Source organism: Mesorhizobium sp. LSHC412B00 (assembly GCF_000503035.1).
Classification (GTDB): Bacteria; Pseudomonadota; Alphaproteobacteria; order Rhizobiales; family Rhizobiaceae; genus Mesorhizobium.
On record NZ_AYWB01000019.1, the window covers coordinates 25,531 to 52,085 of the forward strand.

Here is a 26,555-nt window from a genome sequence, read left to right on the forward strand (position 1 = left end):
CGTTAAGCGTCTTGCGAAACCTATTACCGGTAAGCTCTTGTTAGCCCTAGCGTTTAAGTCGAATTTTATGAGTATTCGATAGTGTCGCAATCAAGGTGAAAAACAAAAAATCACCAGGGCGACAAACGAGAGGCAAAGACAATGATCAATTCGCGTCCGGCGGCGAAGACCGCCAACGTATCCGACGATCGCCGCGAGGCTATCCGTTCGCTTTACATGGAATCGCTGCAGCTGGTCGAGCGTCTGCATCGCCGTCTGCTTGACGTGATCAAGGACGAGTTCGACCGCAATGGCCGTTCCGACATCAATGCCATCCAGGCGCTGCTTCTGTTCAACATCGGCAACTCCGAGCTGACCGCCGGCGAGCTGCGCTCGCGTGGCTACTATCTCGGCTCGAACGTCTCCTACAATCTGAAGAAGCTGGTCGATCTCGGCTTCATCAACCACCAGCGCTCGCGCATCGACCGCCGTTCGGTCCGCGTTTCGCTGACGCCGAAGGGCAATGAAGTGGCGGAAGTCGTCGCCGGTCTCTATGAGCGCCATGTCGGCTCGATCGAACAGGTCGGCGGCATCAACAGCGAAGAGTTCAAGCAGATGAACCGCGCGCTGCAGCGCCTCGACCGCTTCTGGAACGACACCATCGCCTACCGGATGTAATCAGCGGGCCATTGAATAGCAGCTGCGCCGGAAGAAGCGCGGCCGGAGGCAAGTCTCAGTCAACAGGCCGGTGCCGAAAAGCACCGGCCTTTTCTTTTTCGAGCCGCCTGCGCTTCCAATTCGGCGCAAAGCCACGTTGCCGCCATATTCGCGGTGGAAGCGAGGGCTGTGGGTATGCGGCGGCGAAAGCTGTTCGCGCGCCTGTAAGGTCGCATCGCCGTCCGCTTTTGACGGCCAGGTGACGCAGGTCATGGTTGGCTAATTGTTAACAGTGCCAACTTTAGAGTGCGGGCGATATCGCCCAACATCGAGCACGTAGCCGAACGCTGCAACAGCCAAACGCTACAAGCCAAACACGACAAGAATGTCTGGAACGTCCATGAGAACCAGCCGCCGCTTTTTCCTTTCCGGAGCTTCCGCGCTCGCCGTTGCCATGGTTGCCAATGCCGCCAGCGCGCAGGATGTGATCGACGATATCCTGAAGTCTTCGAACCGTGGCAATTGGGACGACCAGTTCGACGCCCGCGCCTCCGAAGGCGGCAAGGTCGCCTCGACGCTGCCGATCTTCAGCCTGCAGACGGTCGCCTTCACCGAACAGGCGGTGGCGCAGTATCAGAACATCGTCGCCCAGGGCGGCTGGGGCGAGGTGCCAGCGACCAAGAAGCTGCAGCTTGGCGTCGACGATCCGGACGTGGTGCCGCTGCGCAAGCGGCTGATGGTTTCGGGCGACCTGGCGCAGAGCGCCGGCATTTCGACGTCGTTCGATTCCTACGTCGACGCCGCGGTCAAGCGCTTCCAAGCGCGCCATGGCCTGCCGGCCGACGGCGCCATGGGCAAATACACCTATGCCGCGATGAACGTTTCGGCGCAGATCCGCCTCGGTCAGCTGCAGACCAATCTGGAGCGCCTGCGCGAAAAGGCCGGCACGCTGGGCAGCCGTTATGTGCTGGTCGATATCCCGGCGGCACAGATCGAGGCGGTCGAGAACGATCGCGTCGTGCTGCGCCACACCGCAATCGTCGGCAAGATCGACCGCCAGACCCCGGTGGTCAATTCCAAGATCAACGAGATCATCGTCAATCCTTACTGGAACGCGCCGGTCTCGATCGTGCGCAAGGACATCATTCCGCTGATGCGGAAGAACCCCGACTATCTCAAGGACAGCCATATCCGCCTGTTTGCGCCGGATGGCAGCGAAGTCGATCCGATGACTGTCGATTGGTCGACGGATGATGCCGCAAAATACCGCTTCCGCCAGGATCCGGGTTCCGGCAACGCCATGGCTTCGGTCAAGATCAACTTCCCCAGCCCCGACGGCGTCTACATGCACGATACGCCGCAGCAAAGCCTGTTCGGCAAGATGATGCGCTTCGATTCCTCGGGCTGCGTGCGTGTCCAGAACGTGCGCGACCTCGTCACATGGATCCTGCGCGACACACCCGGCTGGGACCGCCAGCATTTCGAGGCGACCATCAAGACCGGCGAGAACACGCCGGTGCAGGTCGTCAACCCGGTTCCGGTCCACTTCCTCTATGTGTCGGCCTGGTCGACGGGTCCGGGCGTCGTGCAGTTCCGCGACGACGTCTACGCGCTCGATGGCGCCAGCGAACTGCAGATCACCTCTTCGCTCTAAGCTGCTGATCTCCTTCAGGAAAGGCCACCGCAAGGTGGCCTTTTCCGTTCGACATCCCAACAGAAGAAGACTGGTGGCCGCCAGCCATGCAGGCCATGAACACTGCCGGACGTTGCGCCGCAGGCCCATCTGGACGGACTAACGGCAATTGCGCATGGTCCTCAAAACAGCCGGAATCGCGCCATGCAGGTCGCAATCTTCATCCTCGCCGTGCTGGTCTTCGTCGCTCTTTCCGGCGCACTGGTGCGGTTGGTTCGGGTGCCGCTGCCGGTGCTGCAGGCAGCTTCTGAATCGCATCGGCGGCGTTCCGGCCGAGGCGCAGGTTCTGGTCATGGTCCTGCTGCCCTTCATTGCCTATCTCGTCGCCGAACATCTGCATGCCTCAGGCATTCTGGCGGCGGTCACCGCCGGGCTTTTGACCGGCGGCTCCGGCGTCTTCCGCTTCCTCGGCGTCTCGGCGCGCATGCAGACGATCTCGCTGTGGACGACCTTGTCCTTCGTCTACAATGGCGCGCTGTTCATCGTGCTCGGCATGCAGCTTCCCGAAATCATTCGCCGCGTGCCGCCCGAACTGACCGGCCATTACCCGATCATCCAGCCGGTCGCGACGGTGATAGCGCTGACGCTGTGCCTGATCGCGCTGCGCTTCCTCTGGATCTGGGTCGGCGATATCGCGGCAGGCCTCAAGGCAAAATGGGGAAAGCGCAAGGCCGAGCCGTTTGGCATGCGTGTGCGGCTTGCCGGCTCGGTGGCGGGCGTGCGCGGCGCGATCACGCTGGCCGGCATCCTGTCGCTGCCGGTTGCCATGCCGGACGGCTCGTCTTTTCCGGCGCGCGACCTGGTGATCTTCCTCGCCGCCGGCGTCATCATCTGTTCGCTCGCCATCGCCAGCGTGGCGCTGCCGAAGATAGCGCACGGACTGGTCGAGCCGGGCGAGGATGGCAGCGCCATCGAGGAGCGTCTCGCCCGCATCGGCGCCGCCAAGGCGGCCATCGCCCGCATCGAAAGCATGGCGGGCGCCAGCGACGACGACCAGGGCGAGGTGCCCGGCGCCAGGCTTGCCGCCGCCGAAAACATCGTCGCCGGCTACCGGCGCCGCATCGCCACCTCGGACGAGGCCGACGACGCCCGGGCGGAGGCCCGCGAAGCCGGGCGGCTGGAGCTCGAAATGCGGCTTGCCGGCATCGAGGCCGAGCGCATCGCCGTGCGCGACATGTTAAGCAGCGGCGCGATCAACGACCATACGGCGCGGGCGCTGTTTACCGAGATCACGCTCACCGAAGCCTTGCTGCAGGGGCGGCAGGAGCGAAAATAGTGGGTCAGGGCCGCTCTGGCGCAATCCGGCCAGCAAATTTCGCGCTGCAAACGTGGCGAGGCGAAAACAACTGTGTTAATGGCGCGGCAATGCATGTCGCCCGGAACCGTGCAGCGGTTTCGGGCAACGATATGCATAGATAAATGCCCCGAACCGAAGGATTTCAGGCCATGGCAACTGCAGCGGCAGCGTCGAACAAATTCGAATCCTTCTTCGAAACCACGCTGGAAGATGCCGATCCGGAGATCTTCGGCTCGATCCGCAACGAGCTTGGCCGCCAGCGTCACGAGATCGAGCTGATCGCCTCGGAAAACATCGTTTCGCGCGCCGTGCTCGAGGCGCAGGGCTCGATCATGACCAACAAATACGCCGAGGGTTATCCGGGCAAGCGCTATTATGGCGGCTGCCAGTTCGTCGACGTCGCCGAGGAACTCGCTATCGAGCGCGCCAAAAAGCTGTTCGGCTGCAACTTCGCCAATGTCCAGCCGAATTCCGGCAGCCAGATGAACCAGGCGGTCTTCCTGGCGCTCTTGCAGCCCGGCGATACCTTCATGGGCCTCGATCTGAACTCCGGCGGCCACCTGACGCACGGCTCGCCCGTCAACATGAGCGGCAAATGGTTCAAGGTCGTTTCCTACGGCGTGCGCAAGGACGACCATCTGCTCGACATGGACGCGATCGAAAAGACCGCGCATGAGACCAAGCCGAAGCTGATCCTGGCCGGCGGCACCGCCTATTCGCGCATCTGGGACTGGAAGCGCTTTCGCGAGATCGCCGATGCGGTCGGCGCCTATCTGATGGTCGACATGGCCCATATCGCCGGCCTGGTTGCCGGCGGCGTGCATCCGTCACCGCTGCCGCACGCCCATGTCGTGACCACGACCACGCACAAATCGCTGCGCGGCCCGCGCGGCGGCATGATCCTGTGCAATGACGAGGACATCGCCAAGAAGATGAACTCGGCGGTTTTCCCCGGCCTGCAGGGCGGCCCGCTGATGCATGTCATCGCCGCCAAGGCGGTCGCCTTCGGCGAGGCGCTGAAGCCGAGCTTCAAGCTCTATGCCGAGAGTGTCGCCGCCAACGCGAAGGCGCTGGCGTCGAGCCTCAAGGAAACCGGCCTCGACATCGTCTCCGGCGGCACCGACAACCATCTGATGCTGGTCGATCTCAGGCCCAAGAACGCCACCGGCAAGCGCGCCGAGGCAGCGCTCGGCCGCGCCAACATCACCTGCAACAAGAACGGCATCCCGTTCGATCCGGAAAAGCCTTTCGTCACCTCGGGCGTGCGTCTGGGCACGCCGGCCGGCACCACGCGCGGCTTCGGCCAGGCCGAGTTCCGCGAGATCGGCAAGTTGATCGCCGAGGTGCTGGACGGGCTGAAGGTCGCCAATTCCGACGAAGGCAATGCGGCTGTGGAAGCAGCCGTGAAGGCCAAGGTCGTGGCGCTGACCGATCGTTTCCCGCTCTATCCCTATCTCGGTTGACCACCAGCGGCGCTTCGTCTTTTATCCCGCGCTCTGCGCCGCTTGCTGTCCGGGCGGCGCGGCCTGTTGGAGATCTGACGATGCGCATGTTCCGTCCTGCCGTTCTGGCCTTCATCGGCTCGCTTGCCGCTTTCACCGCGTCAGGCGCGATAGCCCAGGAGCAGACGCAGCCGGGCACGGATATCCCGGCCACCAACACCTTTGGCAGGTGGACCACCATCATCGATGCGCTCGACACCGGCCAGGATTCGCACAAGACCTGTGCGGCCTCGACAGCCTTTGTCGACGGCAACGGCAATGCCGGCACGCTGACGCTTTCGATCTCGACTGGCGACGCCCTGCCGCCCGATGCCTATCCGGCGATCATGTTCACCGTCGCCAACAAGGAGCTGCCGACCGGCAAGAAGATCGCCGCGACCTTTGGCGACCCCGGCGTCAAGGTTTCCGCGACCGTCTATTCCAATGATGCCGCCCGCCCGAGCTGGACCGTCGACAACCAGGTCAAGACCAGTCTCGCTTTGTTGCGGGCCATGCGCCAGGTCATCTCGCTCGATGTGACGTTCGGCAAGCAGGCTGTCGCCAGCATCCCGATGGATGGCTTCACCAAGGCCTACCGCAACCTCGGAACGTCCTGCGGCTTCCCGACCAAGGACGTCGCGCCCTGACCTATCTGGCGCGGCTGGCAATTTTCCTCCCGCCTCGCTATCTCTGAGGGCGCGAGCGGCCGTTGCCGAACCTTTGCCGTCCCGGCAAAAACCTCTAAGCCTATCGTTCCGCCAGAATCGCCAACCTGAAGGCTCTCTATGCGCTGTCCCTATTGCCAGTCCGAAGATACGCAGGTGAAGGATTCGCGCCCCGCCGAGGATGGCGCGGCGATCCGCCGGCGGCGCGTCTGTCCCGATTGCGGTGGCCGTTTCACCACTTTCGAGCGCGTCCAGTTGCGCGACCTCGTGGTGGTGAAGAAGTCCGGCAGAAAGGTGCCGTTCGACCGCGACAAGCTCTTGCGTTCGGTGGAGATCGCGGTGCGCAAGCGCAATGTCGATCCCGAGCGCATCGACCGCGCCGTCACCGGCATCGTGCGCCAGCTCGAAAGCTCCGGCGAGACTGAAATCGCCTCGGGCGAGGTCGGCCGGCTCGTCATGGAAGCGCTGAAGTCGCTCGACGACGTCGCCTATGTCCGCTTCGCCTCGGTCTATCGCAATTTCCGTGAGGCCAAGGACTTCCATGACGTGCTGGGTGAGCTCAAAGGTGACGAACTCAAAGGCGACGAGCTGAAGAGCGAAGAGGACGCCGGCTGAGCATGGCAAGCCAAACGTCAGGGAAGGCCGATCAGCAGGCCCTCGATCGCCGCTTCATGGCCGCGGCGCTGAGGCTCTCGCGCAGAAATGCCGGCCGCACCTCGACCAACCCTTCCGTCGGCACCATAATCGTTCGCGACGATGGCGCCGGCCCGATGATCGTCGGCACAGGGGTCACCGCTGTTGGCGGCCGGCCGCATGCCGAGACCGAGGCGCTGACTGAAGCCGGCGAGTTGGCGCGCGGCGCCACCGCCTATGTCACGCTGGAGCCCTGCGCCCACCATGGCCGCACCCCGCCTTGCGCCAACGCGCTGGTCAATGCCGGAGTGGCGCGGGTCGTCGGCGCCGCCAGCGATCCCGATCCGCGCGTCTCCGGCAAAGGCTATGCCATCCTGCGCGCCGCCGGCATCGAAGTGGTCGAAAAGGTGCTGGTCGAGGAAGCCGCCGAGCAGATGGCCGGCTATTTGATTCGATCTATGAAAAAGCGTCCGGAAGTGACTCTGAAGCTTGCGCTTTCCAGCGACGGCAAGATCGGCAGGCATGGCGCCGGCCAGGTCGCGATCACCGGCGATATCGCCCGCCGCGAAGTCTATCTGATGCGCGCCGAAGCCGATGGCATACTGGTCGGCATCGGCACGGCACTGGAGGATGATCCCGCGCTCACCGTGCGGCTGCCGGGGCTGGAGAACCGCTCGCCGGCGCGCATCGTGCTCGACCGCCAGATCAGGCTGCCCGAAGCCTCGAAGCTGGTCTCCGGCATCGACCGGGTGCCGCTCTATATCACCGCGAGCCTGGAGGCTGATCCGCTACGGCGGTCGGTGCTGGAGCGTGCCGGCGTGCGCTTCATCGGCACCGAAACCCATGAAGGCGGCATTGCCTTGCCGGAACTGCTCGAGGATCTCGGCGCGCTCGGCATGGCCAGCGTTCTGGTCGAAGGCGGCGCCAAGGTGGCCAGCGCCTTCCTCGCCGAAGGACTGGTCGACCGCATCGTGCTGTTCCAGGGACCGGAAGCGATCGGCGAGGGCGGCATTGCATCGCCCATCGACGCCAACCATATCCCGGCAGGCTTCCGCAAATTGCGCGAGATGCGCTTCGGGGAAGACAGCTATGCCGAATGGGTGAGAGATATCTGAAATGTTCACTGGAATTGTCACCGATATCGGCACCGTCGCGGCCGTCAAGCCGCTGAGCGAAGGCGTCGGCCTGCGCATCGACACCGCCTATGACCCCGCGACGATCGCCATCGGTGCCTCGATCTCCTGCGGCGGCGTCTGCCTGACGGTGACGGCGCTGCCAGATGGCGGCTCGAACGCCCGCTGGTTCGAGGTCGAAGCCTGGGAAGAGGCACTGAGGCTGACCACGGCGTCGGGCTGGAAATCAGGCACCAAGGTCAATCTCGAGCGGGCACTGAAGATCGGCGACGAACTCGGCGGCCACATCGTGTCGGGTCATGTCGACGGCATGGCCGAAATCGCCGAGCGGAAGGATGAAGGCGATGCCGTTCGCTTCACGCTGGAGGCGCCGCGCGAACTGGCAAAATTCATTGCCCCAAAAGGCTCCGTCGCACTCGACGGCACCTCGCTTACCGTCAACAAGGTCGAAGGCGCCCGTTTCGATGTGCTGTTGATCCACCATTCGCTGACCGTGACGACTTGGGGCGAGCGCAAGGTGGGCGACAAGGTCAACCTGGAGATCGACACCATGGCCCGCTACGCCGCGCGACTGGTCGAGGCGGTGAAAGAGGGGCTTTGAGCCCCCCTGGGAAATTAGACCGGGCCTGAGCGTCGGACAAAGCTTGCGAATGTGACCGCTTCGGCCTAAGTCACCGGCTACCCCCGGAGACATTCATGGCAGGCACATCCCAACACGGCAAAGCGTTCATTCGCCCGAAGAAGAAGGCCCACCTTCTGATTATCGAGGCGCGCTTTCATGACGATCTTGCCGACGCGCTACTCGACGGCGCGACGAGCGCGCTCGACGAAGCCGGCGCGACCTATGACGTCGTCACCGTTCCCGGTTCGCTGGAAGTTCCAGCAGTGATCACTTTTGCGCTCGACGGCATGGGCGAGGGCGGCAAGGACTATGATGGTTTTGTCGCGCTCGGCACCATCATTCGTGGCGACACTTATCATTTCGACATCGTCGCCAATGAATCGAGCCGCGCGCTGATGGATCTCTCGGTGCAGGAAGCGATTGCGATCGGCAACGGCATCCTGACCACCGAGAACGACGCGCAGGCCTGGACGCGCGCCAAGCGCTCGGAGGGCGACAAGGGCGGCTTTGCCGCGCGCGCGGCGCTGACCATGATCGCGCTCAAGGAGAAGCTGGGAGCGCAATCGTGAGCGAACCCGCTTCGCCCGGCCAGCCCGCGATACGCCACGCCAACAAGCGTGGCGCCGCCCGTCTGGCCGCCGTGCAGGCGCTTTACCAGATGGACGTGGCCGGCAGCGGCGTCTTCGAGATCACCGCCGAATACGAGGCGTTCCGGCTCGGCAAGGAAGTCGACGGCGCGCTTTATCGCGAGGCCGACGCGCAGTGGTTCCGCGCAATCCTGGCCGGCGTCGTCGAGAACCAGACGACCATCGATCCGATCATACGCCAGGCGCTGACGGAAGACTGGCCGCTGTCCAGACTCGATTCGACATTGCGCGCCATCCTGCGCGCCGGCGTCTACGAACTGATGAAGCGCGACGACGTGCCGGTGGCCGTCATCGTTTCGGAATATGTCGACATCGCCAAGGCCTTCTACGAGGAAGACGAGCCGAAGCTGACCAACGCCGTGCTCGACCGTGTGTCGCGCCGGGTGCGGGGCGAGGGGCGCGGCAAGGACGCATTGTGACCGGCACCGTCGCCGGCGCAGCAAGGGAAGCGCGCCGCACGGCGATCATTCTGGCGACGTCGCAGGCGATTATCGGTTCGGCCGCGCCGATTGCCATTTCCATGGGCGGGCTGGCCGGGCAATATCTGCTTGGCCCCGATAAGTCGCTGGCAACGGCGCCAATCACCGGCTTCAACATCGGCGTGGCGCTCGGCGCGTTGCCGGCCGCGGCCATCATCCGCTGGCTCGGCCAGCGCGGCGGCTTCATGACCGGCACCATCGTCACCGCGCTTGGCGGCGTCATCTCCACGCTGGCACTGTTCCACGCCAGCTTCTGGCTGTTCGTTTTCGCCCTGCTGGTGATCGGCGTCGGCGGCGCCTTCGTCCAGCAGTTCCGCTTCGCCGCCGCCGATAATGCTCCGCCCGAATTCAAGGCGCGCGCCATTTCCTTCGTGTTGGCCGGCGGCGTCATCACCGCGATCCTCGGGCCGCAGATCGTCATCTTCACCCGCGAATTGCTGGCGCCGGTGATGTTTGCCGGCTCGTTCGTGGCCATTCCGGTTCTGGCGGCGGCCGGCGCCATCATCCTGTCATTCCTGCGCATCCCGGCCAAGGCTCCCGGCCACGCGGAAGTCGCGTCAAGCGACGCCCGGCCGCTGTCCGAGATCGTCACCCGGCCGCGTTTCGTCGCGGCACTGTTTTGCGCCGTCGGCAGCTATGCGCTGATGAGTTTCGTCATGACCGGCGCGCCGCTGGCCATGGTCGGCTGCGGCCTGTCGACGGACGACGCCACGCTCGGCATTTCCTGGCATGTGATGGCGATGTTTGCGCCGAGCTTCTTCACCGGATCGCTGATCCATCGCTTCGGCGCCGAACGCATCGTCGCAACCGGCCTGGTCCTGCTCATCGGCTGCGCCGCGGTGGCATTGTCCGGCCTGCATTTGTGGCAGTTCTGGACGGCGCTGATCCTGCTTGGCCTCGGCTGGAATTTTGCCTTCATCGGCGCCACCTCCATGGTCGCCGACAGCTACCATCCGTCCGAAAAGAGCAAGGTGCAGGGCTTCCACGACTTCGTCCTGTTCGGCTCCGTCGCCTTCGCCTCGCTAATGTCGGGCGCCATCTATAATGCGTGGGGCTGGGAGATGCTGAACTGGCTGGTTTTCCCGGTCGTCGCCCTCTGCTTCGTCGCCCTTGGCGCGCTCAAACTGACCGGATCGCGCAAAGCCCGCGCCTGATCCGGTTCTATCTTTGGCTTGGCACGACGTGTCAGCATGGCGGCGGCCGAAATCGCGGCGACCGCACAAAATTATTGCGTCTGTACCCATTGTTATGAAACCGTGTGCCCCGACGGGGCGTTGAAGCCATGCTCATATGCGGCCACCGCATTTCGGTCCAAAGCAAGGGGTTTTCACAATGTTTTCAGTCAAGATTCTGGCCGGCGCGGCGTTGGCGCTCGGCATCACGGCCGCCTCCGCCAATGCCCAGGTGGTCGTCTCCTCGAAGATCGACACCGAGGGCGGCGTGCTCGGCAACATCATTCAGCTTGTGCTCAACGCCAACAACATCAAGACCACCGACCGCATCCAGCTCGGCGGCACGCCGGTGGTACGCAAGGCGATCACTGCCGGCGAGATCGACATCTATCCCGAGTACACCGGCAATGCCGCTTTCTTCTTCGAGAAGGCCGACGATCCGGTCTGGAAGGATGCCGCCAAGGCCTATGAGACCGCCAAGAAGCTCGACTATGACGCCAACAAGATCGTCTGGCTGTCGCCGTCACCGGCCAACAACACCTGGGCGATCGCGCTGCGCAAGGAGGTTGCCGAGACCAACAAGCTGGCGACCCTGACCGACTTCGGCAAATACGTCGCCGGCGGCGGCACGGTGGTTTTGGCGGCGTCGGCTGAGTTCGTCAATTCGGCGGCAGCCCTGCCGGCGTTCCAGACCACTTACGGCTTCACGCTGAAGCCCGAGCAGTTGATCACGCTTTCGGGCGGCGACACCGCCGCGACAATAGGTGCTGCCGCCAACCAGACCAACGGCGCCAACGCCGCCATGGTCTACGGCACCGACGGCGGCATCGCGCCGTCCGGCCTGGTCGTGCTCGCCGACGACAAGGGCGTGCAGCCGGTCTACCAGCCGGCGCCGATCATCCGCGAAGCGGTGCTGAAAGAGCATCCGGAGATCGAGACGCTGTTGAAGCCGGTGTTCGCCAAGCTCGACCTCGTCACGCTGCAGGAACTCAACGGCCGCGTCCAGGTCGGCGGCGAGCCGGTCAAGGGTGTCGCCGAGGACTTTTTGAAGAAGAACGGGTTTTTGAAGTAGTCAGCGCATAGCTGATCGTGACGCTGGTGCGAGACACCCCTCTCTGGAAGCTGCTGATCTCCCCCCTTGCGGGGGAGATCGGATTTCGCGTCGGCTTTCGCCGATCACCAGCGTAGTCTGCGCAACGTGGAAAANCCCCCCTTGCGGGGGAGATGTCCGGCAGGACAGAGGGGGGTGCTGTCCCGCCGACCTCACAACCGGTAGCAGGTGCGTGCCTCGACAGGGTTGCTTCTGAACAGGCCGACGCTCGAAAGCTGGCGATCCTTCACACCCCCCTCTGGCCTGCCGGCCATCTCCCCCGCAAAGGGGGAGATCGGATTTCGCGTCGGCTTTCGCCGATCACCAGCGTAGTCTGCGCAACGTGGAAAATCGCTCCTCATGAGGGGCATCCATGACCCTGCGTTTCGACAAGCTCGGCATGGTTATCGCGGCGATTGTTGCCTATGCGGCGTTTCTGGCTCCGTTCGCCACCTTCCGCGCCAATCGTATCGTTCCCGGTCAGGCGCGCTCGATCCTGGAGGCGCTGCCGGCCACAGTCGGGCCGCTACTGCTGGCGATCGTCGTCGTGGCCGCAATTGTTGCCTTGCTGAAAACCCCGCTTGTCCTGCGCCTGGCCGCAAGCGTCGTGGCGCTCGCCGCCCTTGCCATCCTGATCGGTGTCGCCGGCACCTTCCTGACGCCGGCCGGCAACACCTTCGCCCGCATCTCGCCGGCTTCCGGGTTCTGGCTGTTGATCTTTGCCTTCACATTGTTGCTCGCCGACGTGCTGACCAGGCTCAACCTGTCGCCACCGGCCCGCGTCGGCGTGCTCGTCCTCGCGGCGCTGGCCATCCGCTTGTTGCTGATATCGGGGCAGTGGGACAGCCTGTCGATCCTCAAGGAATATGCAAACCGCGCCGATAGTTTCTGGGCCGAAGGCTCCAAGCACATCACGCTGGCGCTGGGGTCGCTGGCGGCGGCGGTGATCGTCGGCCTGCCGCTCGGCATCCTGTGCCACCGCGTCGAACGGTTGCGGGCCGGCGTGCTCAATGTGCTCAACATCGTCCAGACCATACCCTCGATCGCGCTGTTCGGCCTGCTGATCGCGCCGCTGGGCTGGGTCGCCGCGCATGTTCCGGGTGCCGCAGCGCTCGGTATCAGAGGCATCGGCACCGCGCCCGCCTTCGTGGCTTTGTTCCTCTATTCGCTGCTGCCGGTGGTGGCCAACACCGTGGTCGGGCTTGCCGGCGTACCCCGCGCGGCCAATGATGCAGCGCGCGGCATGGGCATGACCGATGGCCAGCGCCTGTTCGGCGTCGAGTTTCCGTTGGCCTTTCCGGTGATCCTCACCGGCATCCGCATCGTGCTGGTGCAGAACATCGGCCTGGCCACCATCGCCGCACTGATCGGCGGCGGCGGCTTTGGCGTCTTCGTCTTCCAGGGCGTCGGCCAGACCGCAATGGACCTGGTGCTGCTCGGCGCCGTGCCGACGGTGGCGCTGGCCTTCGCCGCGGCCATCATCCTCGACGCAGTGATCGAAATGACCGCCACCAGGCGCAGGGTTGAAACGGCATGATCGAGATCGAAGGCATTACCAAGCGCTATGACGCGACGACCGTGGTCGACGACGTGTCCATGGTCGTCGAGCCGCGTACGGTTTGCGTCATTGTCGGTACCTCCGGTTCCGGCAAGACGACGCTGCTGCGAATGATCAACCGGCTGGTCGAGCCGACCGCCGGCGTCATCAAGCTCGACGGCAACGACAACCGCACGCTGCCCGGCTACGAGCTGCGCCGCAGCATCGGCTACGCTATCCAGGGCCACGGCCTGTTCCCGCACCGCACCGTTGCGCAGAACATCGCCACCGTGCCGGTCCTGCTGGGCTGGGACAAGGACCGCATCAAGGCCCGCGTCGATGAGTTGATGACACTCTACCAGCTCGACCCCGAGGCCTATGGCCAGCGCTACCCGCACGAACTGTCCGGCGGGCAACAGCAGCGTGTCGGCGTCGCGCGCGCGCTCGCCGCCGAGCCCAATGTGCTTCTGATGGACGAGCCGTTCGGCGCACTCGACCCGATCATCCGCACCAAGGCGCAGGAAGATCTGCTGGCGATCCAGAAGCGCTTCGGCACCACCATCATCCTCGTCACCCACGACATGGAGGAGGCGGTCCATATGGGCGACAAGATCGCCGTCATGGATGCCGGAAAGCTGGTGCAATACGCCAAGCCGGAAGAGATCCTGGCGCGGCCGGCGAACGCCTTCGTCGAAACCCTGGTCGGCGCCAGCGAAAAGCCGTTCCGGCTCTTGTCGCTCGGCCGCGTGCGCGACGCCGTGGAAAAGGGGACTGCCGAAGGCGAGGCGATCCCAGGCGACGCCAGCCAGCGCGACGCGCTGGCCGAGCTTCTGTGGTCGGGCCGGCCGGCGCTGCCGGTCAAGGGCGAAGACGGCAAGCTGCTCGGCCGCGTCACCGTCGACGGGCTGGTGAAGCGCGCGGCGAGGCCGGCATGAAAGGGGCCGGTCTAAAAGCCTGGCTGCCTTCGCTGCTCAGGCTTGCACTGGTGGTGCTTCTCATAGCCTTCGTCACCAATCCCGGCTGGTTCGAGCCGCTGTTGAAGCCGCTGACCGAAAACAATGCGCCGGCGATCTACAATCAGGGCAGCCTGCTGACGCTGACCCTGCTGCATCTCAGGACCGTGCTGATCGCTACCGTCGCCGCAACCATCGTTGCCGTGGCGCTTGCCATCCTGGTGACCAGGCCGGCGGGCGCCGAATTCCTGCCGCTGTCGCGCAGTCTGGTCAATATCGGCCAGACCTTTCCGCCGGTGGCGGTGCTGGCGCTGGCGGTGCCCGCCGTCGGTTTCGGCGAGAAGCCGACGCTGATTGCGCTGTTTCTCTACGGCCTGCTGCCGATCTTCGAGAACGCGCTGACCGGCCTAACGACGCTGCAGGGCAACATCATGGAGGCCGCGCGCGGCGCCGGCATGACCGGCTGGCAAAGGCTGATCAAGGTTGAATTGCCGCTGAGTGCGCCGATCATTCTGGGCGGCATAAGGCTGTCGGTGGTGATCAGCCTGGCCACGGCGACGATCGGTTCGACGGTTGCCGCCAAGACGCTGGGCGAGGTGATCATCGCCGGCCTGCTGTCCAACAATCTCGCCTTCGTCCTGCAAGGCGGCCTGATCGTCGCGGCGCTGGCGGTGCTGATCTATGACGGACTGTCCGCCATCGAGCGCTATACGGCGCGCAAGATGGGGCAGGAGACTGGCGACTGACCTTCGCTGGACTGCGGGCAAAGCATTGACTGACGCGGCGTTTTTCAATCGATCTAATAGCAGGGCATCGGCAATGGGAATGTTGTGGCCTAAACCTTTTGGCTGAAAGCGGGGCAAAAACCGAACAATATCTTGACGTTCCGAGCCGTGTTTCGCATACACCGCTGCGAAGGACGGATTCCGCCTAGGCTTATCCGCTCCCCGCACCAACGGCCCAGGGAGGGGTTCTTTTGGGCCATCAATCGAGGAAAATTCGGCAATGACCATCATTTCTGCCGTCATCGCCTGCGGCTTGCTTTCAATCCTTTACGCCATCTGGGCGACACGATCGGTTCTTGCAGCCGATCAGGGCAATGCACGCATGCAGGAAATCTCCGCCGCCATCCGCGAAGGCGCGCAGGCCTATCTGGCGCGCCAGTACACCACCATCGCCATCGTCGGCGTGGTCGTGCTCGTGCTCGCCTGGTGGCTGCTTTCGATCACCGCCGCAGTCGGCTTCCTGATCGGCGCCGTGCTTTCGGGCGCCGCCGGTTTCATCGGCATGCACGTCTCGGTGCGCGCCAATGTGCGCACCGCGCAGGCGGCGTCCAACAGCCTCGCCGCCGGTCTCGACATCGCCTTCAAGTCGGGCGCCATCACCGGTATGCTGGTGGCTGGCCTGGCGCTGCTCGGCGTGTCGATTTACTACTATATTCTGACCGGCCCGATGGGCCTGCAGCCCAATGACCGCATCGTCATCGATGCGCTGGTTTCGCTCGGCTTCGGCGCTTCGCTGATCTCGATCTTCGCCCGTCTGGGCGGCGGCATCTTCACCAAGGGCGCCGACGTCGGCGGCGATCTCGTGGGCAAGGTCGAAGCCGGTATTCCCGAAGACGATCCGCGCAACCCGGCCACCATCGCCGATAATGTCGGCGATAATGTCGGTGACTGCGCCGGCATGGCCGCCGACCTCTTCGAGACCTATGCGGTGACCGTCGTTGCCACCATGGTGCTGGCTGCCATCTTCTTCGGCGGAACCGCCGCTCTGGGTGCGGCGATGCTCTATCCGCTCGCCATCTGCGGCGCCTGTATCCTGACCTCGATCGTCGGCACCTTCTTCGTCAAGCTCGGTTCCAACGGCTCGATCATGGGCGCCCTCTACAAAGGCCTGATCGTCACCGGCCTGCTGTCGATCGTCGGTCTCGGCGTCGCTACCTCGGCAACTGTCGGCTGGGGCGAGGTCGGCACCGTCGCCGGCATGACCATCATCGGCAAGAACCTGTTCATCTGCGGCCTGATCGGTCTCGTTGTGACCGGTCTCATCGTGGTGATCACCGAATACTATACCGGCACCAACAAGCGCCCGGTGAACTCCATCGCCCAGGCCTCGGTGACCGGTCACGGCACCAACGTCATCCAGGGACTTGCGGTGTCGCTCGAATCGACCGCACTGCCGGCAATCGTCATCGTCGGGGGCATCATCTCGACCTACCAGCTCGCCGGCCTGTTCGGCACGGCGATCGCGGTCACCACCATGCTCGGCCTTGCCGGCATGATCGTCGCCCTCGACGCCTTCGGCCCGGTCACCGACAATGCCGGCGGCATTGCCGAAATGGCCGGCCTGCCCAAGGAAGTGCGCCACTCCACCGACGCGCTCGACGCGGTCGGCAACACCACCAAGGCGGTGACCAAGGGCTATGCCATCGGTTCGGCCGGCCTCGGCGCGCTGGTGCTGTTTGCGGCCTATTCGAACGATTTGAAGTTCTTTGCCGCCAATGGCGACAAATATCCGTACTTCCAGGGCATGGGCGATGTCTCCTTCGACCTCTCCAATCCCTACGTCGTAGCCGGCCTGATCTTCGGCGGTCTGATCCCGTATCTGTTCGGCGGCATCGCCATGACGGCCGTCGGCCGCGCGGCCGGCGCCATCGTCGAGGAAGTTCGCAAGCAGTTCCGCGAGGATCCGGGCATCATGGCCGGCACCTCCAAGCCAAACTATGCCCGCGCCGTCGACCTTCTGACCAAGGCGGCGATCCGCGAAATGATCATCCCCTCGCTGCTGCCGGTGCTGGCGCCGCTCGTCGTCTATTTCGGCGTGCAGCTGATCTCGGGCTCCAAGGCGTCCGCCTTTGCGGCACTCGGCGCCTCGTTGCTCGGCGTCATCGTCAACGGCCTGTTCGTCGCCATCTCGATGACTTCGGGCGGCGGCGCCTGGGACAATGCCAAGAAGTCGTTCGAGGACGGTTTTGTCGACAAGGACGGCGTCAAGCACCTCAAGGGGTCCGAAGCGCACAAGGCTTCGGTCACCGGCGACACGGTTGGCGATCCCTACAAGGACACCGCCGGCCCGGCGGTCAACCCGGCAATCAAGATCACCAACATCGTGGCGCTTCTGCTGCTGGCCGTGCTCGCGCACGGCTAAGGCAACGCCACTGCTTCAGGAACAAACCCGCGGGAGCGATCCCGCGGGTTTTTGTTTGAGATTTACGCTGGTGGCAGTCAACCCTCATCCGGCTCGGTCCCCACATCGCCGCGCTTGCTGTAGCGATCCAGCAATTCGCTCACGCCAGGTTCGCGCTCAGGCATCGGCGCCAGGCCACGCAGGCGCCGCAGCTTGGCAAGGAAGGCGCCTCGCTTATACTTGCGGCGGAAGGCGCGGGCGCGGGGATGGATGCCAAGAGCCGCCATCAGCCTGCGCCTGAGATAACTCGATGCCGCCAGGCGAATGGGTTCGCCCGCGCAGCCAAGGATTTTCACGCGCAAGGCGTCCGGCGTCTGCATGGCATCCAGAAGATCCTTCTGTTCCTGCGCATTGTCGCCGAGATAGGAACCCTTGCGTATGCCGGAATGCAACTTGATCACCGTGAGGTGCGGCATCGTCGCGATCACCGCGCCCTTTCGCCATGCCCGAAACAGCCAGTCCTGCGAGCTTTCGCAAAAGCACTGGCTGGCGGGTCGCCAAGGTCCGAGCAGGCTGAACGAAGCGCGGCGAAACATGTGTGCCGAGCCAAATCCTTCCGTCGTGACGGGGTCGTAAAAACCATCCTTGCCGATCCCGAAGATCGAATTGACAGGATTGCCGGCCGCTGACGGCGGCTGGATGACGGCACCGCGCGCCAGCACCACGTCGGCGCCCGAGGCGTCGATCCAGCCGGTCATCGCCGCCAAATGGTCGGGAAACCACAGATCGTCGTGGTTGAGCAAGGCGACGAAGCGGCCACGCGCCCTGGCAAAGCCGATATTGTTGGGACCGGACTGTTCGCCGAAATTGACAGGAAGATCGATGTAGACGATGCGGGCATCGTCAAATTCAGCGACAACGGCCGCCGTATCCGGCCTGCAACCGTCGCCGATGACCAAGGCTTCCCAGTCTTGCATCGTCTGGCGCATGACGCTGGTCAATGCCTGCCGCAGTGCTGCCGGCCGGTTGTGCGTCGCGATCACGATCGAAACCAGCGGTTCGCCGCCGGCCTGTTCGCGCTGCGCCGATGCTTCCACGCTACACCAGTCTGTAGGGAATGTGGTCGGTGTCTGGCGGCAGGCGCCAATGGTCGGGCTGATCGTAGGCATAGGCCTTGTCGACGAGGTTGAGCAGCACCGCCGTCTCCGCTCCGAGCGAAACAACACCGTGCCATATTCCGGGTGGAATGATGACGACCGCCGGGCGCAACGGGCCGATAATCTTGTGCCAGACGGCGCCGAAGGTCGGCGAGGCCTTGCGTCCGTCAAACAGCGAAATGCGAACGCTGCCGACGCAGCAGAACAGCCGGTCGGTCGTCACCGCATGGGCATGCCAGCCCGTCACCGCGCCGGGATACAAGGTGCGTTGGAAGACCTGGCCGACCGGCTCCGAATCGAGCTCCCACTCCTCGCGAAAGATCTCGGTCAGATAGCCGGTGGAGGTTGCGACCGGCCTAATCTCCTTGACCCTCACGCCATCGATCGCCACCGGCTCGATGGGTATCCAGTCAGGCGTGACCACCTGGCCGTCAGCCGTTCCGGTCGCCATCCAGTCTGTCGGTTTTGTCCGGGTTTTTTCCGGCACGGATGCTCCTCCCAATTCAGCGTGATGCGCCATTGGCCAGCACGGTCTGATACGAATTTGACCGGTCGCTGGCAAGTACGCGTCAAGGTTTGCTGATGGGTTTCGATCTCACGGCACTTGATGTTTTGATGCAATCGGAGGGCCGCATTGCCCAAACATCGTTCCGTTCTGCCCAAGCCCGGACCGTTCGCCTGCTTTAATACCCCGGCCATGGCCAGGACATTGCGATCGACGCGGTGTCTGCTCGCCCTCGCGGCGATTTCGGGCAGGGAAAGGCATTTCGGCAGGAAAAGACATGGACATGTTTTTGATGACGGCTTCGCTTGCGCTGGCTGGAATTATTGCCGGCATCTACGTCTCGGGCGTAATCCATGATTTTCGCATCGATGATCTTACCGCCGGCCAGTACATGGCCATGCATCAGATGCGCGACCGGACGTTTACCCGGGTGATGCCGGTCGTCAGGCTGACGACGCTGGTGCTGATCGCGGCGACGGCGATGTTTGCGGTCGATGCCGGCCTGCCGCGCATCCTGACGATCGTCGCCGCGGCGCTGGTGGTGATCGACATTGGCTTCACCGTCAGCCGTCAGGTGCCGCTCAACAAACAGGTGCAGAGCTGGACGCCGGTGACCATCCCCGATGATTGGGCGCAGACGCGCGACAGCTGGGCGGCCAACCACAATCTGCGCCTTGTGCTTGGACTGGCCGAATACGCCTGCCTGTTTGCCGCGGTCATCCTGACGCTCAGCCGGTGATTCAGTTTTCGCGGAACGCCGCGGCATGGGTCGGCACTTCTGCCGGCCGCCGCCGTTGAAAACAGGAGTATTGCCATGCTGCACCACGCTTCATTCAACGCCCGCGATCCGCAGGCCGTCGCCAGCGTCCTTGCCGAAATGCTTGTCGCCACCGCGGTTCGTGCGCCGTCGCCGCCATTTCCTGAGGGAGCATGGTTCGTCTGCCTCGGCGACGATTTCGGCTCGCTGATCGAAATCCTGCCGTGCGGCACGGTTCTGGACCAGCAAGCGCCGCTCGGCATCGGCTTCGACCCGAACATGCGCCTGCGCTCCGGCTCGCATGTGCTGCTCAGCACGCCCAATTCGACCGAAACCATCCAGGGCATTGCCGCCCGCATGGGCTGGCATAGCGAGCTGATCGATGCGCGCCTGTTCAAGGTGCTCAAGGTCTGGGTCGAGGACGAAACCCTCGTCGAATTCCTGACGCCCGAGATCGCACCGCTGTACCGCGCGACATTCGGCTGGGGCGGCATGGCGACACTCGACGCCAAGCTGCGCGAGCTGGAGAGCCAGATGGCGGCAGCGCTTGCCGCCAAGGCCGCGAACCAGTCGGGCCGCAAGGATGACCAACCGGCCGGTGCAATGAGTCCGTGAGCACCGGGGGGCGCCTTCTGCTGACCTCCCGAGGAGAGTTCCCAAACGGCCGCCGAGGTCAACCGGCGCCGGCGCTGTCGCCGGCTTCCGCCTTCAGCCAGTTGATGAATGATCTGGCAGGCTCCCAGGCGGAGATGGACGGGTGGACGACGACGTAGTGGTTCCAGTTCGTCGGTATGTCCGTTGTCAGGAGGCGGACGAGCCTGCCTGTGCGCAAATCGCTCTCGACCAGCGACTTCCTCGCGATGGCGACGCCCAGACCGCTCGCCGCCGCTTCGACCGCCAGCAAGGTGCCGTTCAGATTCATGCCGTCGCCAACCGTATCCAGCGGCAGATTGTTTCTCTCGAACCAGTGGCGCCAATTGGCGCCGCTCTCGTCATTTTCGGCCGTCGTGTCGAGGATGCGAAACAGTCGCAGCACATCGTGCTGGTCTCTGACCGGGCCGTTGGCGGCGAGATAGTCGGGACTGACGACAGGAAAGATCGCATCTGCCATCAGCCATTCGGTCTTGACGGCCGGATAGTGTCCGCCGCCGAAGCGCAATGCGATGTCGACTGTTCGCTGCGAAAGGTCGACGACTGCAAGATCCGCATTGATGTCGATCTCTGTTTCGGGATGCTTTTTGCGAAACCTGTGCAGGCGCGGGGCCAGCCAGCGTACGGCATGCGAAGGAATGGCGGTGACCCTCAGCCTCGTGCGCTCGTTGCGCGCGACACTCGCGATCGTGCTCTGGATTTCCAGCAATGCGCGTCGCACGCCTGCGGACAATCTTTCGCCTTCAAGCGTGAGTTCGACGCGGCGGACATGGCGGGTGAACAGAAGCACGCCGAGATCGGCTTCGAGATCGGCGATGCGGTGGCTGAGCGCGCTTGGCGTAACATTCAGCTCATCGCCGGCGCGCTTGAAGCTGCCCAGCCGGGCAATGACCTCGAAAGCCCGAATGGATTCCAGTTGTGGGAGCCGTCTTGTCATTTGCCGTTACCCTATCCTGCCCATGGGTTCCTTAGCATGAATGAACTAAGCTCATCCATAGCTTCGTAAATAGTCTTTTGTCCAAGTGCGCAAATCATTGTAGCCATCCACTGCCCCCCGATTGCCGCCGTCGGAATGAGAGGCCGTTCATGGAACGAGCCTCGACTACGAACGACAGTGAAATGAAGACAATCGCTTGGGAGTACCCCATGACTATTCGACCCCCCGAGTTTGCGCATGCGCGCTTTTCGACCGCCATGTGGCCCCGAGCCGAATGGAGAAACGTCTATTGCGACCTGTTGCGCCGGATGGTGACCGACATGGATTTTAACGTCACGGAGGAAAAGCTCTCCGTCGACGCGACCATCCTGCGGCTGCCGGGCGTCGGCATTGCCGATTCGAGGACCACCGCCTTCCGCACCATCCGTTCCAGCGCCATGGCCAAGGGGACCGATGACTACATTTTCTTCATGTGTCTGGAGGGCGCTGCCACCTTCTCGCATCTCGGCCGCGAGGCCAGCATCGAGGCCGGCCAGGCAATCCTTCTGTCCTCCTCTGATCCGCATGTGATCGAGCGGGCGATGTCGCATCATCTCTTCATCACCATCCCCAAGGCAGCGCTCGGGCCCGTGGCTGCGAATGCGGATGCCGCCCTGATGACGCCGATGTCATGCGTGGGCGAAAAGTTCTTGCTGCTGACCAGCTATGTCCGTCTGCTGATGCAGGAGCCGAACCTGGCCGCGTCCGAATTGCGCTGGCTTGCCGCCAAGCACATACAGGACCTTGTCGCGGTCGTGGTCGGGGCAACGCAGGACGCCACTGAGGTCGCCGCAGGCCGCGGCATACGCGCCGCGCGGCTGCGCGCCATCAAAGCCGATATCGAAAGCAATCTGGCTTCCGGCGATGTCGGGTCCGACGCGCTGGCCGGGCGCCACCGCGTCAGCGCGCGCTATATCAGAAAGCTGTTCGAGGGTGAGGGTACCTCGCTGTCGCAGTTCGTGCTTGGCCGGCGGCTGGCGCTGGTTTGCAGCAAGCTATCCGACCTGCGCCTGGCACACCGCACCATCGGCGCCATCGCCTTCGACGCCGGCTTCGGCGATCTCTCGACCTTCAACCACGCCTTCCGCCGGCATTTCGGCATGACGCCTTCGGAAGCGCGGCAGAGTGCGGCTGTGCACCGCGCCTCGCTGGAGCCCGGCGGCCGAACAGGCCACGCGCGGCAAAGCGCGACGGGTGTTGCGGCCGCATGACCTCAAAACAAAAGCCCGCAGGATCGCTCCCGCGGGCTTTTGGTCGCCTGAGATGGTGTCGCTTCGGGGGAAGCAAAAATCTAAGGAAGGCGGTCGCTTCTTAGGCGCCGCCGCCAGGAATGGGGGGCGCCAGCTTGCTGGCGCCTTTGATGATCTGGCTGAGGAAGTTCTGGTCCTTGCCGCCGGTCGGCGTGGTGCGCGAGATGAAGTCGAAGATCTTGCCGTCCTTCAGACCGTAATTGGCAATCTGGGTGACGCGCCCGTCCTCGCCAAAATAGACCGCGAGCACTTTCTGGTCGACCAGGCGCGGCTTGTCGAAAGCGACATAGCGCTTGCGCGTTTGCGAAATGTAATAGAACGCCTCATTGTCGAAGGTGGCTTTCGTCGATGGCGTGCCGAGCGCCAGAAGCACCTGTTCGCGGCTGGAGCCCACCGGCACCGAATCGACAGCCTGCTGGTCGATAACATAGCCCTGCGTCAGCGTCTCGCTAGGGTTAAGGTCGCCGAACATCTTGGACGAATTGCAGCCCGACAGCGCGGAAGCCACCAGCACCAGCGAAACCGCGGCGGTGGCCCCAGGCAGAAAAGTCGACTTGAATTTCAGCGCGCGCAACAACAACTCCATTAGCTGGCCGCAACTTGCGCTGGGCGGCAAAACCGGTAAACCAGCTTGCTTGCCGATGCAACAAGGCCCATTCAAACAATCGGTCCCCAGGAGACCACCCTCAATGTTCCAGCGCCTTTTTGGCCGCGAACGCAACGCCAACCGCGCTATCACCGAGGCGCTTTACGCACAAATCGTGGCGGCGGCGCGGCAGACCGTGTTTTATTCCCACTGGAATGTGCCGGATACGCCGCTCGGCCGTTTCGAGATGCTGTCGCTGCATATGTTCCTGTTTCAGCACCGGCTGCGCGGCGAAGAGGGCGTCGCGCATGAGGTCGCGCAGGTGCTGATCGACGAGTTCTTTCTCGATGTCGAGCATTCGCTGCGGGAACTGGGCGTTGGCGATGTCGGCGTGCCCAAGCGCATGAAGAGGCTGGCCAAAATGTTCTACGGCCGTACCGCCGCCTATGACGACGCGCTGGAACGCAGCGACCGCGACGCGCTTGCTGCCGCCCTGGCGCGCAATGTCAGACCCGATGCCGGCGCCTGGCCGCAAGCCTTGCCGCTGGCGTCCTATGTAATCGATGCCGCAAGGCAGCTTGAAGCACAGCCGTCCGAATCGATCGTTTCCGGTGCCGTGGCGTTTCCCGTCGCGAAAGCGGAGTGAGGAGGGGAGACCAAGATGAAACATGTGGACACGCCTAGCCCGGTCTCATTTGCGGCCAATGTCGGCCGCCTGCCGCACAAAGGTTTGCAGGTGGTGATCGACGCCGACGCCGCGCAGCGCGCAATGCTTGCGCGCGAGCACGAGCTGCTTTCGGTCGAAAACTACCGTGCTGAGCTTTTGGTGGCGCCGTGGAAGCGCAATGGCGTCAAGGTCAGCGGCCGCGTCGAGGCTGATATCACCCAGGCCTGCATCGTCACCCTTGAGCCGGTCGCGGCCCATATCGACGAAGAGGTCGAGGCGCTGTTCCTGCCGGAGCAATCCAAGCTCGGACGGCAAGGTTTCGAAGGCGGTGGCGAAATCCTGCTCGACGCCGAAGGGCCGGACAGCCCGGAAACTTTCTCCGGCGACACGATCGACGTCGGCGCGCTCGCCGAACAGTTCTTCGGGCTGGCGATCGATCCCTATCCGCGCAAGGCAGGCGCCTCGCTCGATGCCGCCGGCCCGAACGAGCCCATCGAGAATGAATTCCAGCAAAAGCTGCGATCCTTGCTTGGAAAATCCTAAAACACGAAGCGATCGGAGAAAAGCCGGTTGTGCGGCAGCCCAAAACCGCTATTTTCGCCGAACCTTCGCGAGCCCCCGAATTTCGCGAGTTTAGTATTTCTTTCGCGGGCCATGTGCCCTGGCCCAAGCTAGTGAGATAAAGACCGCGTGATCAGGATTTCCATCGATGCCATGGGTGGCGATCACGGGCCAAACGTGGTCATCCCGGCACTCATGACGGTCGCCGTCAGGCGTCCCGACATTCGCTTCGTCATATATGGGCGCGAGGAATTGGTGCGCCCCGAACTCGCCAAATTCCCCAAACTGGCCGAGGTCAGCGAGTTCCACCATTGCGAAGTCGCGGTCAGGATGGACGACAAGCCGAGCCAGGCGCTGCGCCACGGCCGCTGGAAGTCGTCGATGTGGAAGGCTGTCGAAGCAGTCAAGAGTGGCAGCGCGCAGGCCTGCATTTCGGCCGGCAATACCGGCGCGCTGATGGCGATGTCGAAATTCTGCCTGCGCACGATGGCGACCATCGACCGTCCGGCGATCGCGGCGATCTGGCCCACGATGCGCGGCGAGAGCGTGGTGCTGGATGTCGGCGCCACCATCGGCGCCGATGCGCACCAGCTGATCGACTTTGCCATTCTCGGCACCGGCATGGCGCGCTCGGTGTTCGGCATCGACCGGCCGAAAGTCGGCCTGCTCAATGTCGGCGTCGAGGAGATCAAGGGACAGGAAGAGGTCAAGGAAGCCGGGCGCATGCTGCGCGAGGCCAACATGGCCTCGATGAATTATCATGGCTTCGTCGAGGGTGACGACATCGGCAAGGGCACGGTCGACGTGGTCGTCACCGAAGGATTTGCCGGCAACATCGCGCTCAAGACGGCAGAAGGCACTGTGCGCCAGATCTCAGGCTATCTGCGCGCCGCGATGAACCGCACGCTGATGGCCAGGATCGGCTATGTCTTCGCCAAGGGCGCTTTTGACCGCCTGCGCGAAAAGCTCGATCCGGGCCGCTCCAATGGCGGCGTTTTCCTGGGTCTGAACGGCATCGTGGTAAAGAGCCATGGCGGCGCCGATTCGGACGGTTTCGCGGCGGCCATCGAGCTTGGCTACGACATGGTGCGCAACAATCTGATCGACCGCATCGAGGCCGATCTCGACCTGTTCCATGCGCGCAACCCGCATGCCCAGGCAAACAGGAAATCCGACGCCACCGTCGACGAAAAGGAATAGGAAAGAGCTTTGATCAGATCAGTCGTGCGCGGCACCGGTGCTGCGCTGCCCCGCCGCATCATGAAGAATGCCGATTTCGAAGGCATGGTCGAGACCTCGGACGAGTGGATCGCCCAGCGCACCGGCATCCGCCAGCGTCATATCTCCGCTGATGACGAGACGACGGCGTCGCTGGGCGAGGCGGCGGCGCGCGCAGCGCTCGACAATGCTGGTCTTACGCCTGCCGACATCGACCTGATCGTGCTGGCGACCTCGACGCCCAACAACACCTTTCCGGCGACCGCCGTCGAGATCCAGAACCGGCTCGGCATGCATCACGGCTTTGCCTTCGACCTGCAGGCGGTGTGCTCGGGCTTCGTCTATGCGGTGACCACCGCCGACCTCTACATCAGAGGCGGCCTCGCCAAGCGCGTGCTGGTGATCGGCGCGGAGACCTTTTCCCGCATCCTCGACTGGAGCGACCGCTCGACCTGCGTCTTGTTCGGCGACGGCGCCGGCGCGCTGGTGCTGGAAGCGGATGAGGGCACCGGCGGCATTGCCGACCGTGGCGTGCTGGCGATGAGCCTGCGCTCCGACGGCGCCCACAAGGACAAGCTTTTCGTCGATGGCGGTCCCTCGACCACCGGCACGGTCGGCCATCTCAGGATGGAAGGTCGCGAAGTGTTCAAGCACGCCGTCGGCATGATCACCGACGTCATCGAGGCGACGTTTTCGCAGGCCGGCATAACCGCCGACGACCTCGACTGGTTCGTGCCGCATCAGGCCAATAAACGCATTATTGACGCTTCGGCCAAGAAGCTCGGGATTGCTGAGCAAAAGGTGGTGGTCACCGTCGATTTGCACGGTAACACCTCGGCTGCTTCCGTGCCGCTGGCGCTTTCGGTGGCCGTCGCCGACGGTCGCATCAAGAAGGGTGATCTCGTGCTCCTGGAAGCGATGGGCGGCGGCTTCACCTGGGGCGCGGTTCTCGTTCGCTGGTAAGTGCCGAACGGTCCGGTTTCGGTCCTTGACCTTGCCGGATCAATTACTTAGGCTCTGCCTTTACCTGTATCGATTTATGTTTTTTGAACTGATGGGACGG

The 26,555-nt window shown here is 63.7% G+C and carries 28 protein-coding genes; 23 read left to right on the plus strand and 5 right to left on the minus strand.

Annotation, left to right across the window (positions count from 1 at the left end; all coding sequences use genetic code 11):
* Positions 1-141 precede the first annotated feature (141 nt).
* The gene (gene ldtR / locus X757_RS140175; RefSeq protein ID WP_023672997.1) at positions 142-657 is read left to right on the plus strand and encodes a transcriptional regulator LdtR; all 516 of its coding nucleotides are present in this window, start codon (positions 142-144) and stop codon (positions 655-657) included.
* On the opposite strand, the gene X757_RS140170 is transcribed toward ldtR, so the two are convergent.
* Positions 658-909 (minus strand): hypothetical protein, encoded by a 252-nt coding sequence (locus X757_RS140170; RefSeq protein WP_023693254.1) that lies wholly within the window; start codon positions 907-909, stop codon positions 658-660. It lies immediately after the preceding gene.
* A 127-nt stretch (positions 910-1,036) separates the two neighbouring features.
* On the opposite strand from X757_RS140170, the gene X757_RS140165 reads away from it, so the two are divergent.
* From X757_RS140165 to X757_RS140100, 15 genes are all read left to right on the plus strand, one after another.
* On the plus strand, positions 1,037-2,290 hold the full coding sequence (locus tag X757_RS140165; protein WP_023682396.1) for a murein L,D-transpeptidase: 1,254 nt from the start codon (positions 1,037-1,039) through the stop codon (positions 2,288-2,290).
* Between the two features lie 154 nt (positions 2,291-2,444).
* Positions 2,445-3,605: a cation:proton antiporter gene (locus X757_RS0134965; protein WP_373432857.1), complete on the plus strand. Its 1,161-nt coding sequence runs from the start codon at positions 2,445-2,447 to the stop codon at positions 3,603-3,605.
* Between the two features lie 170 nt (positions 3,606-3,775).
* Complete coding sequence (gene glyA, locus X757_RS140160; RefSeq protein WP_023669349.1) at positions 3,776-5,089, plus strand: serine hydroxymethyltransferase; 1,314 nt, start codon at positions 3,776-3,778, stop codon at positions 5,087-5,089.
* A gap of 80 nt (positions 5,090-5,169) precedes the next feature.
* A complete protein-coding gene (locus tag X757_RS140155; protein WP_023727516.1) occupies positions 5,170-5,754 on the plus strand; it encodes a hypothetical protein in 585 nt (194 codons plus the stop codon).
* A gap of 138 nt (positions 5,755-5,892) precedes the next feature.
* A complete protein-coding gene (gene nrdR, locus X757_RS140150) occupies positions 5,893-6,387 on the plus strand; it encodes a transcriptional regulator NrdR (protein WP_023669351.1) in 495 nt (164 codons plus the stop codon).
* 2 nt (positions 6,388-6,389) lie between these two features.
* Entirely contained in the window at positions 6,390-7,520 is a 1,131-nt protein-coding gene (gene ribD / locus X757_RS140145) for a bifunctional diaminohydroxyphosphoribosylaminopyrimidine deaminase/5-amino-6-(5-phosphoribosylamino)uracil reductase RibD (RefSeq protein ID WP_023727517.1), read from the plus strand.
* 1 nt (position 7,521) lies between these two features.
* Positions 7,522-8,139, plus strand: a complete 618-nt coding sequence (locus tag X757_RS140140) for a riboflavin synthase (RefSeq protein ID WP_023727518.1) — start codon at positions 7,522-7,524, stop codon at positions 8,137-8,139.
* A 95-nt stretch (positions 8,140-8,234) separates the two neighbouring features.
* A complete protein-coding gene (gene ribH, locus X757_RS140135; RefSeq protein WP_023727519.1) occupies positions 8,235-8,729 on the plus strand; it encodes a 6,7-dimethyl-8-ribityllumazine synthase in 495 nt (164 codons plus the stop codon).
* Positions 8,726-9,226, plus strand: a complete 501-nt coding sequence (nusB, locus tag X757_RS140130) for a transcription antitermination factor NusB (RefSeq protein ID WP_023682390.1) — start codon at positions 8,726-8,728, stop codon at positions 9,224-9,226. The genes ribH and nusB overlap by 4 nt, the downstream gene beginning before the upstream one ends.
* A complete protein-coding gene (locus X757_RS140125; RefSeq protein WP_023727520.1) occupies positions 9,223-10,440 on the plus strand; it encodes an MFS transporter in 1,218 nt (405 codons plus the stop codon). The genes nusB and X757_RS140125 overlap by 4 nt, the downstream gene beginning before the upstream one ends.
* A 178-nt stretch (positions 10,441-10,618) precedes the next feature.
* The gene (locus tag X757_RS140120; protein WP_023689505.1) at positions 10,619-11,530 is read left to right on the plus strand and encodes an ABC transporter substrate-binding protein; all 912 of its coding nucleotides are present in this window, start codon (positions 10,619-10,621) and stop codon (positions 11,528-11,530) included.
* A gap of 391 nt (positions 11,531-11,921) precedes the next feature.
* The gene (locus tag X757_RS140115) at positions 11,922-13,085 is read left to right on the plus strand and encodes an ABC transporter permease (protein ID WP_023727521.1); all 1,164 of its coding nucleotides are present in this window, start codon (positions 11,922-11,924) and stop codon (positions 13,083-13,085) included.
* A complete protein-coding gene (locus X757_RS140110) occupies positions 13,082-14,020 on the plus strand; it encodes an ABC transporter ATP-binding protein (protein WP_023669359.1) in 939 nt (312 codons plus the stop codon). The genes X757_RS140115 and X757_RS140110 overlap by 4 nt, the downstream gene beginning before the upstream one ends.
* A complete protein-coding gene (locus tag X757_RS140105) occupies positions 14,017-14,784 on the plus strand; it encodes an ABC transporter permease (RefSeq protein ID WP_023700549.1) in 768 nt (255 codons plus the stop codon). Before X757_RS140110 ends, X757_RS140105 begins: the two co-directional genes overlap by 4 nt.
* 259 nt (positions 14,785-15,043) lie before the next feature.
* Entirely contained in the window at positions 15,044-17,185 is a 2,142-nt protein-coding gene (locus tag X757_RS140100; RefSeq protein WP_023689501.1) for a sodium-translocating pyrophosphatase, read from the plus strand.
* A gap of 77 nt (positions 17,186-17,262) precedes the next feature.
* On the opposite strand, the gene X757_RS140095 is transcribed toward X757_RS140100, so the two are convergent.
* A complete protein-coding gene (locus tag X757_RS140095) occupies positions 17,263-18,261 on the minus strand; it encodes a glycosyltransferase family 2 protein (RefSeq protein ID WP_023727522.1) in 999 nt (332 codons plus the stop codon).
* Between the two features lies 1 nt (position 18,262).
* On the minus strand, positions 18,263-18,808 hold the full coding sequence (locus tag X757_RS140090) for a dTDP-4-dehydrorhamnose 3,5-epimerase family protein (RefSeq protein ID WP_245260290.1): 546 nt from the start codon (positions 18,806-18,808) through the stop codon (positions 18,263-18,265).
* A gap of 295 nt (positions 18,809-19,103) precedes the next feature.
* Between X757_RS140090 and X757_RS1000000165900 the strand changes: the two genes are divergently transcribed.
* Positions 19,104-19,565 carry a DUF1772 domain-containing protein gene (locus X757_RS1000000165900; RefSeq protein ID WP_023727523.1) on the plus strand — a complete coding sequence of 154 codons (462 nt, stop codon included), beginning with the start codon at positions 19,104-19,106 and terminating at the stop codon, positions 19,563-19,565.
* Positions 19,566-19,640: 75 nt separating this feature from the next.
* Positions 19,641-20,198: a hypothetical protein gene (locus X757_RS140085; protein ID WP_023705063.1), complete on the plus strand. Its 558-nt coding sequence runs from the start codon at positions 19,641-19,643 to the stop codon at positions 20,196-20,198.
* A gap of 58 nt (positions 20,199-20,256) precedes the next feature.
* Here X757_RS140085 and X757_RS140080 read toward each other — a convergent pair whose 3' ends face one another.
* On the minus strand, positions 20,257-21,171 hold the full coding sequence (locus X757_RS140080) for a LysR substrate-binding domain-containing protein (RefSeq protein ID WP_023727524.1): 915 nt from the start codon (positions 21,169-21,171) through the stop codon (positions 20,257-20,259).
* 209 nt (positions 21,172-21,380) lie between these two features.
* Here X757_RS140080 and X757_RS140075 point away from each other — a divergent pair, with 209 nt between their 5' ends.
* Positions 21,381-22,421 (plus strand): helix-turn-helix domain-containing protein, encoded by a 1,041-nt coding sequence (locus X757_RS140075; RefSeq protein WP_198024431.1) that lies wholly within the window; start codon positions 21,381-21,383, stop codon positions 22,419-22,421.
* A 100-nt stretch (positions 22,422-22,521) separates the two neighbouring features.
* Here X757_RS140075 and X757_RS140070 read toward each other — a convergent pair whose 3' ends face one another.
* Positions 22,522-23,034, minus strand: coding sequence for an outer membrane protein assembly factor BamE (locus X757_RS140070; protein ID WP_023669368.1), 513 nt, complete (start codon positions 23,032-23,034; stop codon positions 22,522-22,524).
* A gap of 115 nt (positions 23,035-23,149) precedes the next feature.
* Between X757_RS140070 and X757_RS140065 the strand changes: the two genes are divergently transcribed.
* The 4 genes from X757_RS140065 to X757_RS140050 all read left to right on the plus strand — a co-directional run bounded on the left by X757_RS140065 (position 23,150) and on the right by X757_RS140050 (position 26,455).
* On the plus strand, positions 23,150-23,692 hold the full coding sequence (locus tag X757_RS140065; protein ID WP_023669369.1) for a ubiquinol-cytochrome C chaperone family protein: 543 nt from the start codon (positions 23,150-23,152) through the stop codon (positions 23,690-23,692).
* Between the two features lie 15 nt (positions 23,693-23,707).
* Positions 23,708-24,256: a DUF177 domain-containing protein gene (locus X757_RS140060; RefSeq protein ID WP_023727526.1), complete on the plus strand. Its 549-nt coding sequence runs from the start codon at positions 23,708-23,710 to the stop codon at positions 24,254-24,256.
* A 147-nt stretch (positions 24,257-24,403) separates the two neighbouring features.
* Positions 24,404-25,474, plus strand: coding sequence for a phosphate acyltransferase PlsX (gene plsX, locus X757_RS140055; protein WP_023669372.1), 1,071 nt, complete (start codon positions 24,404-24,406; stop codon positions 25,472-25,474).
* Between the two features lie 9 nt (positions 25,475-25,483).
* Positions 25,484-26,455 (plus strand): beta-ketoacyl-ACP synthase III, encoded by a 972-nt coding sequence (locus tag X757_RS140050; protein WP_023669373.1) that lies wholly within the window; start codon positions 25,484-25,486, stop codon positions 26,453-26,455.
* Positions 26,456-26,555 lie beyond the last annotated feature (100 nt).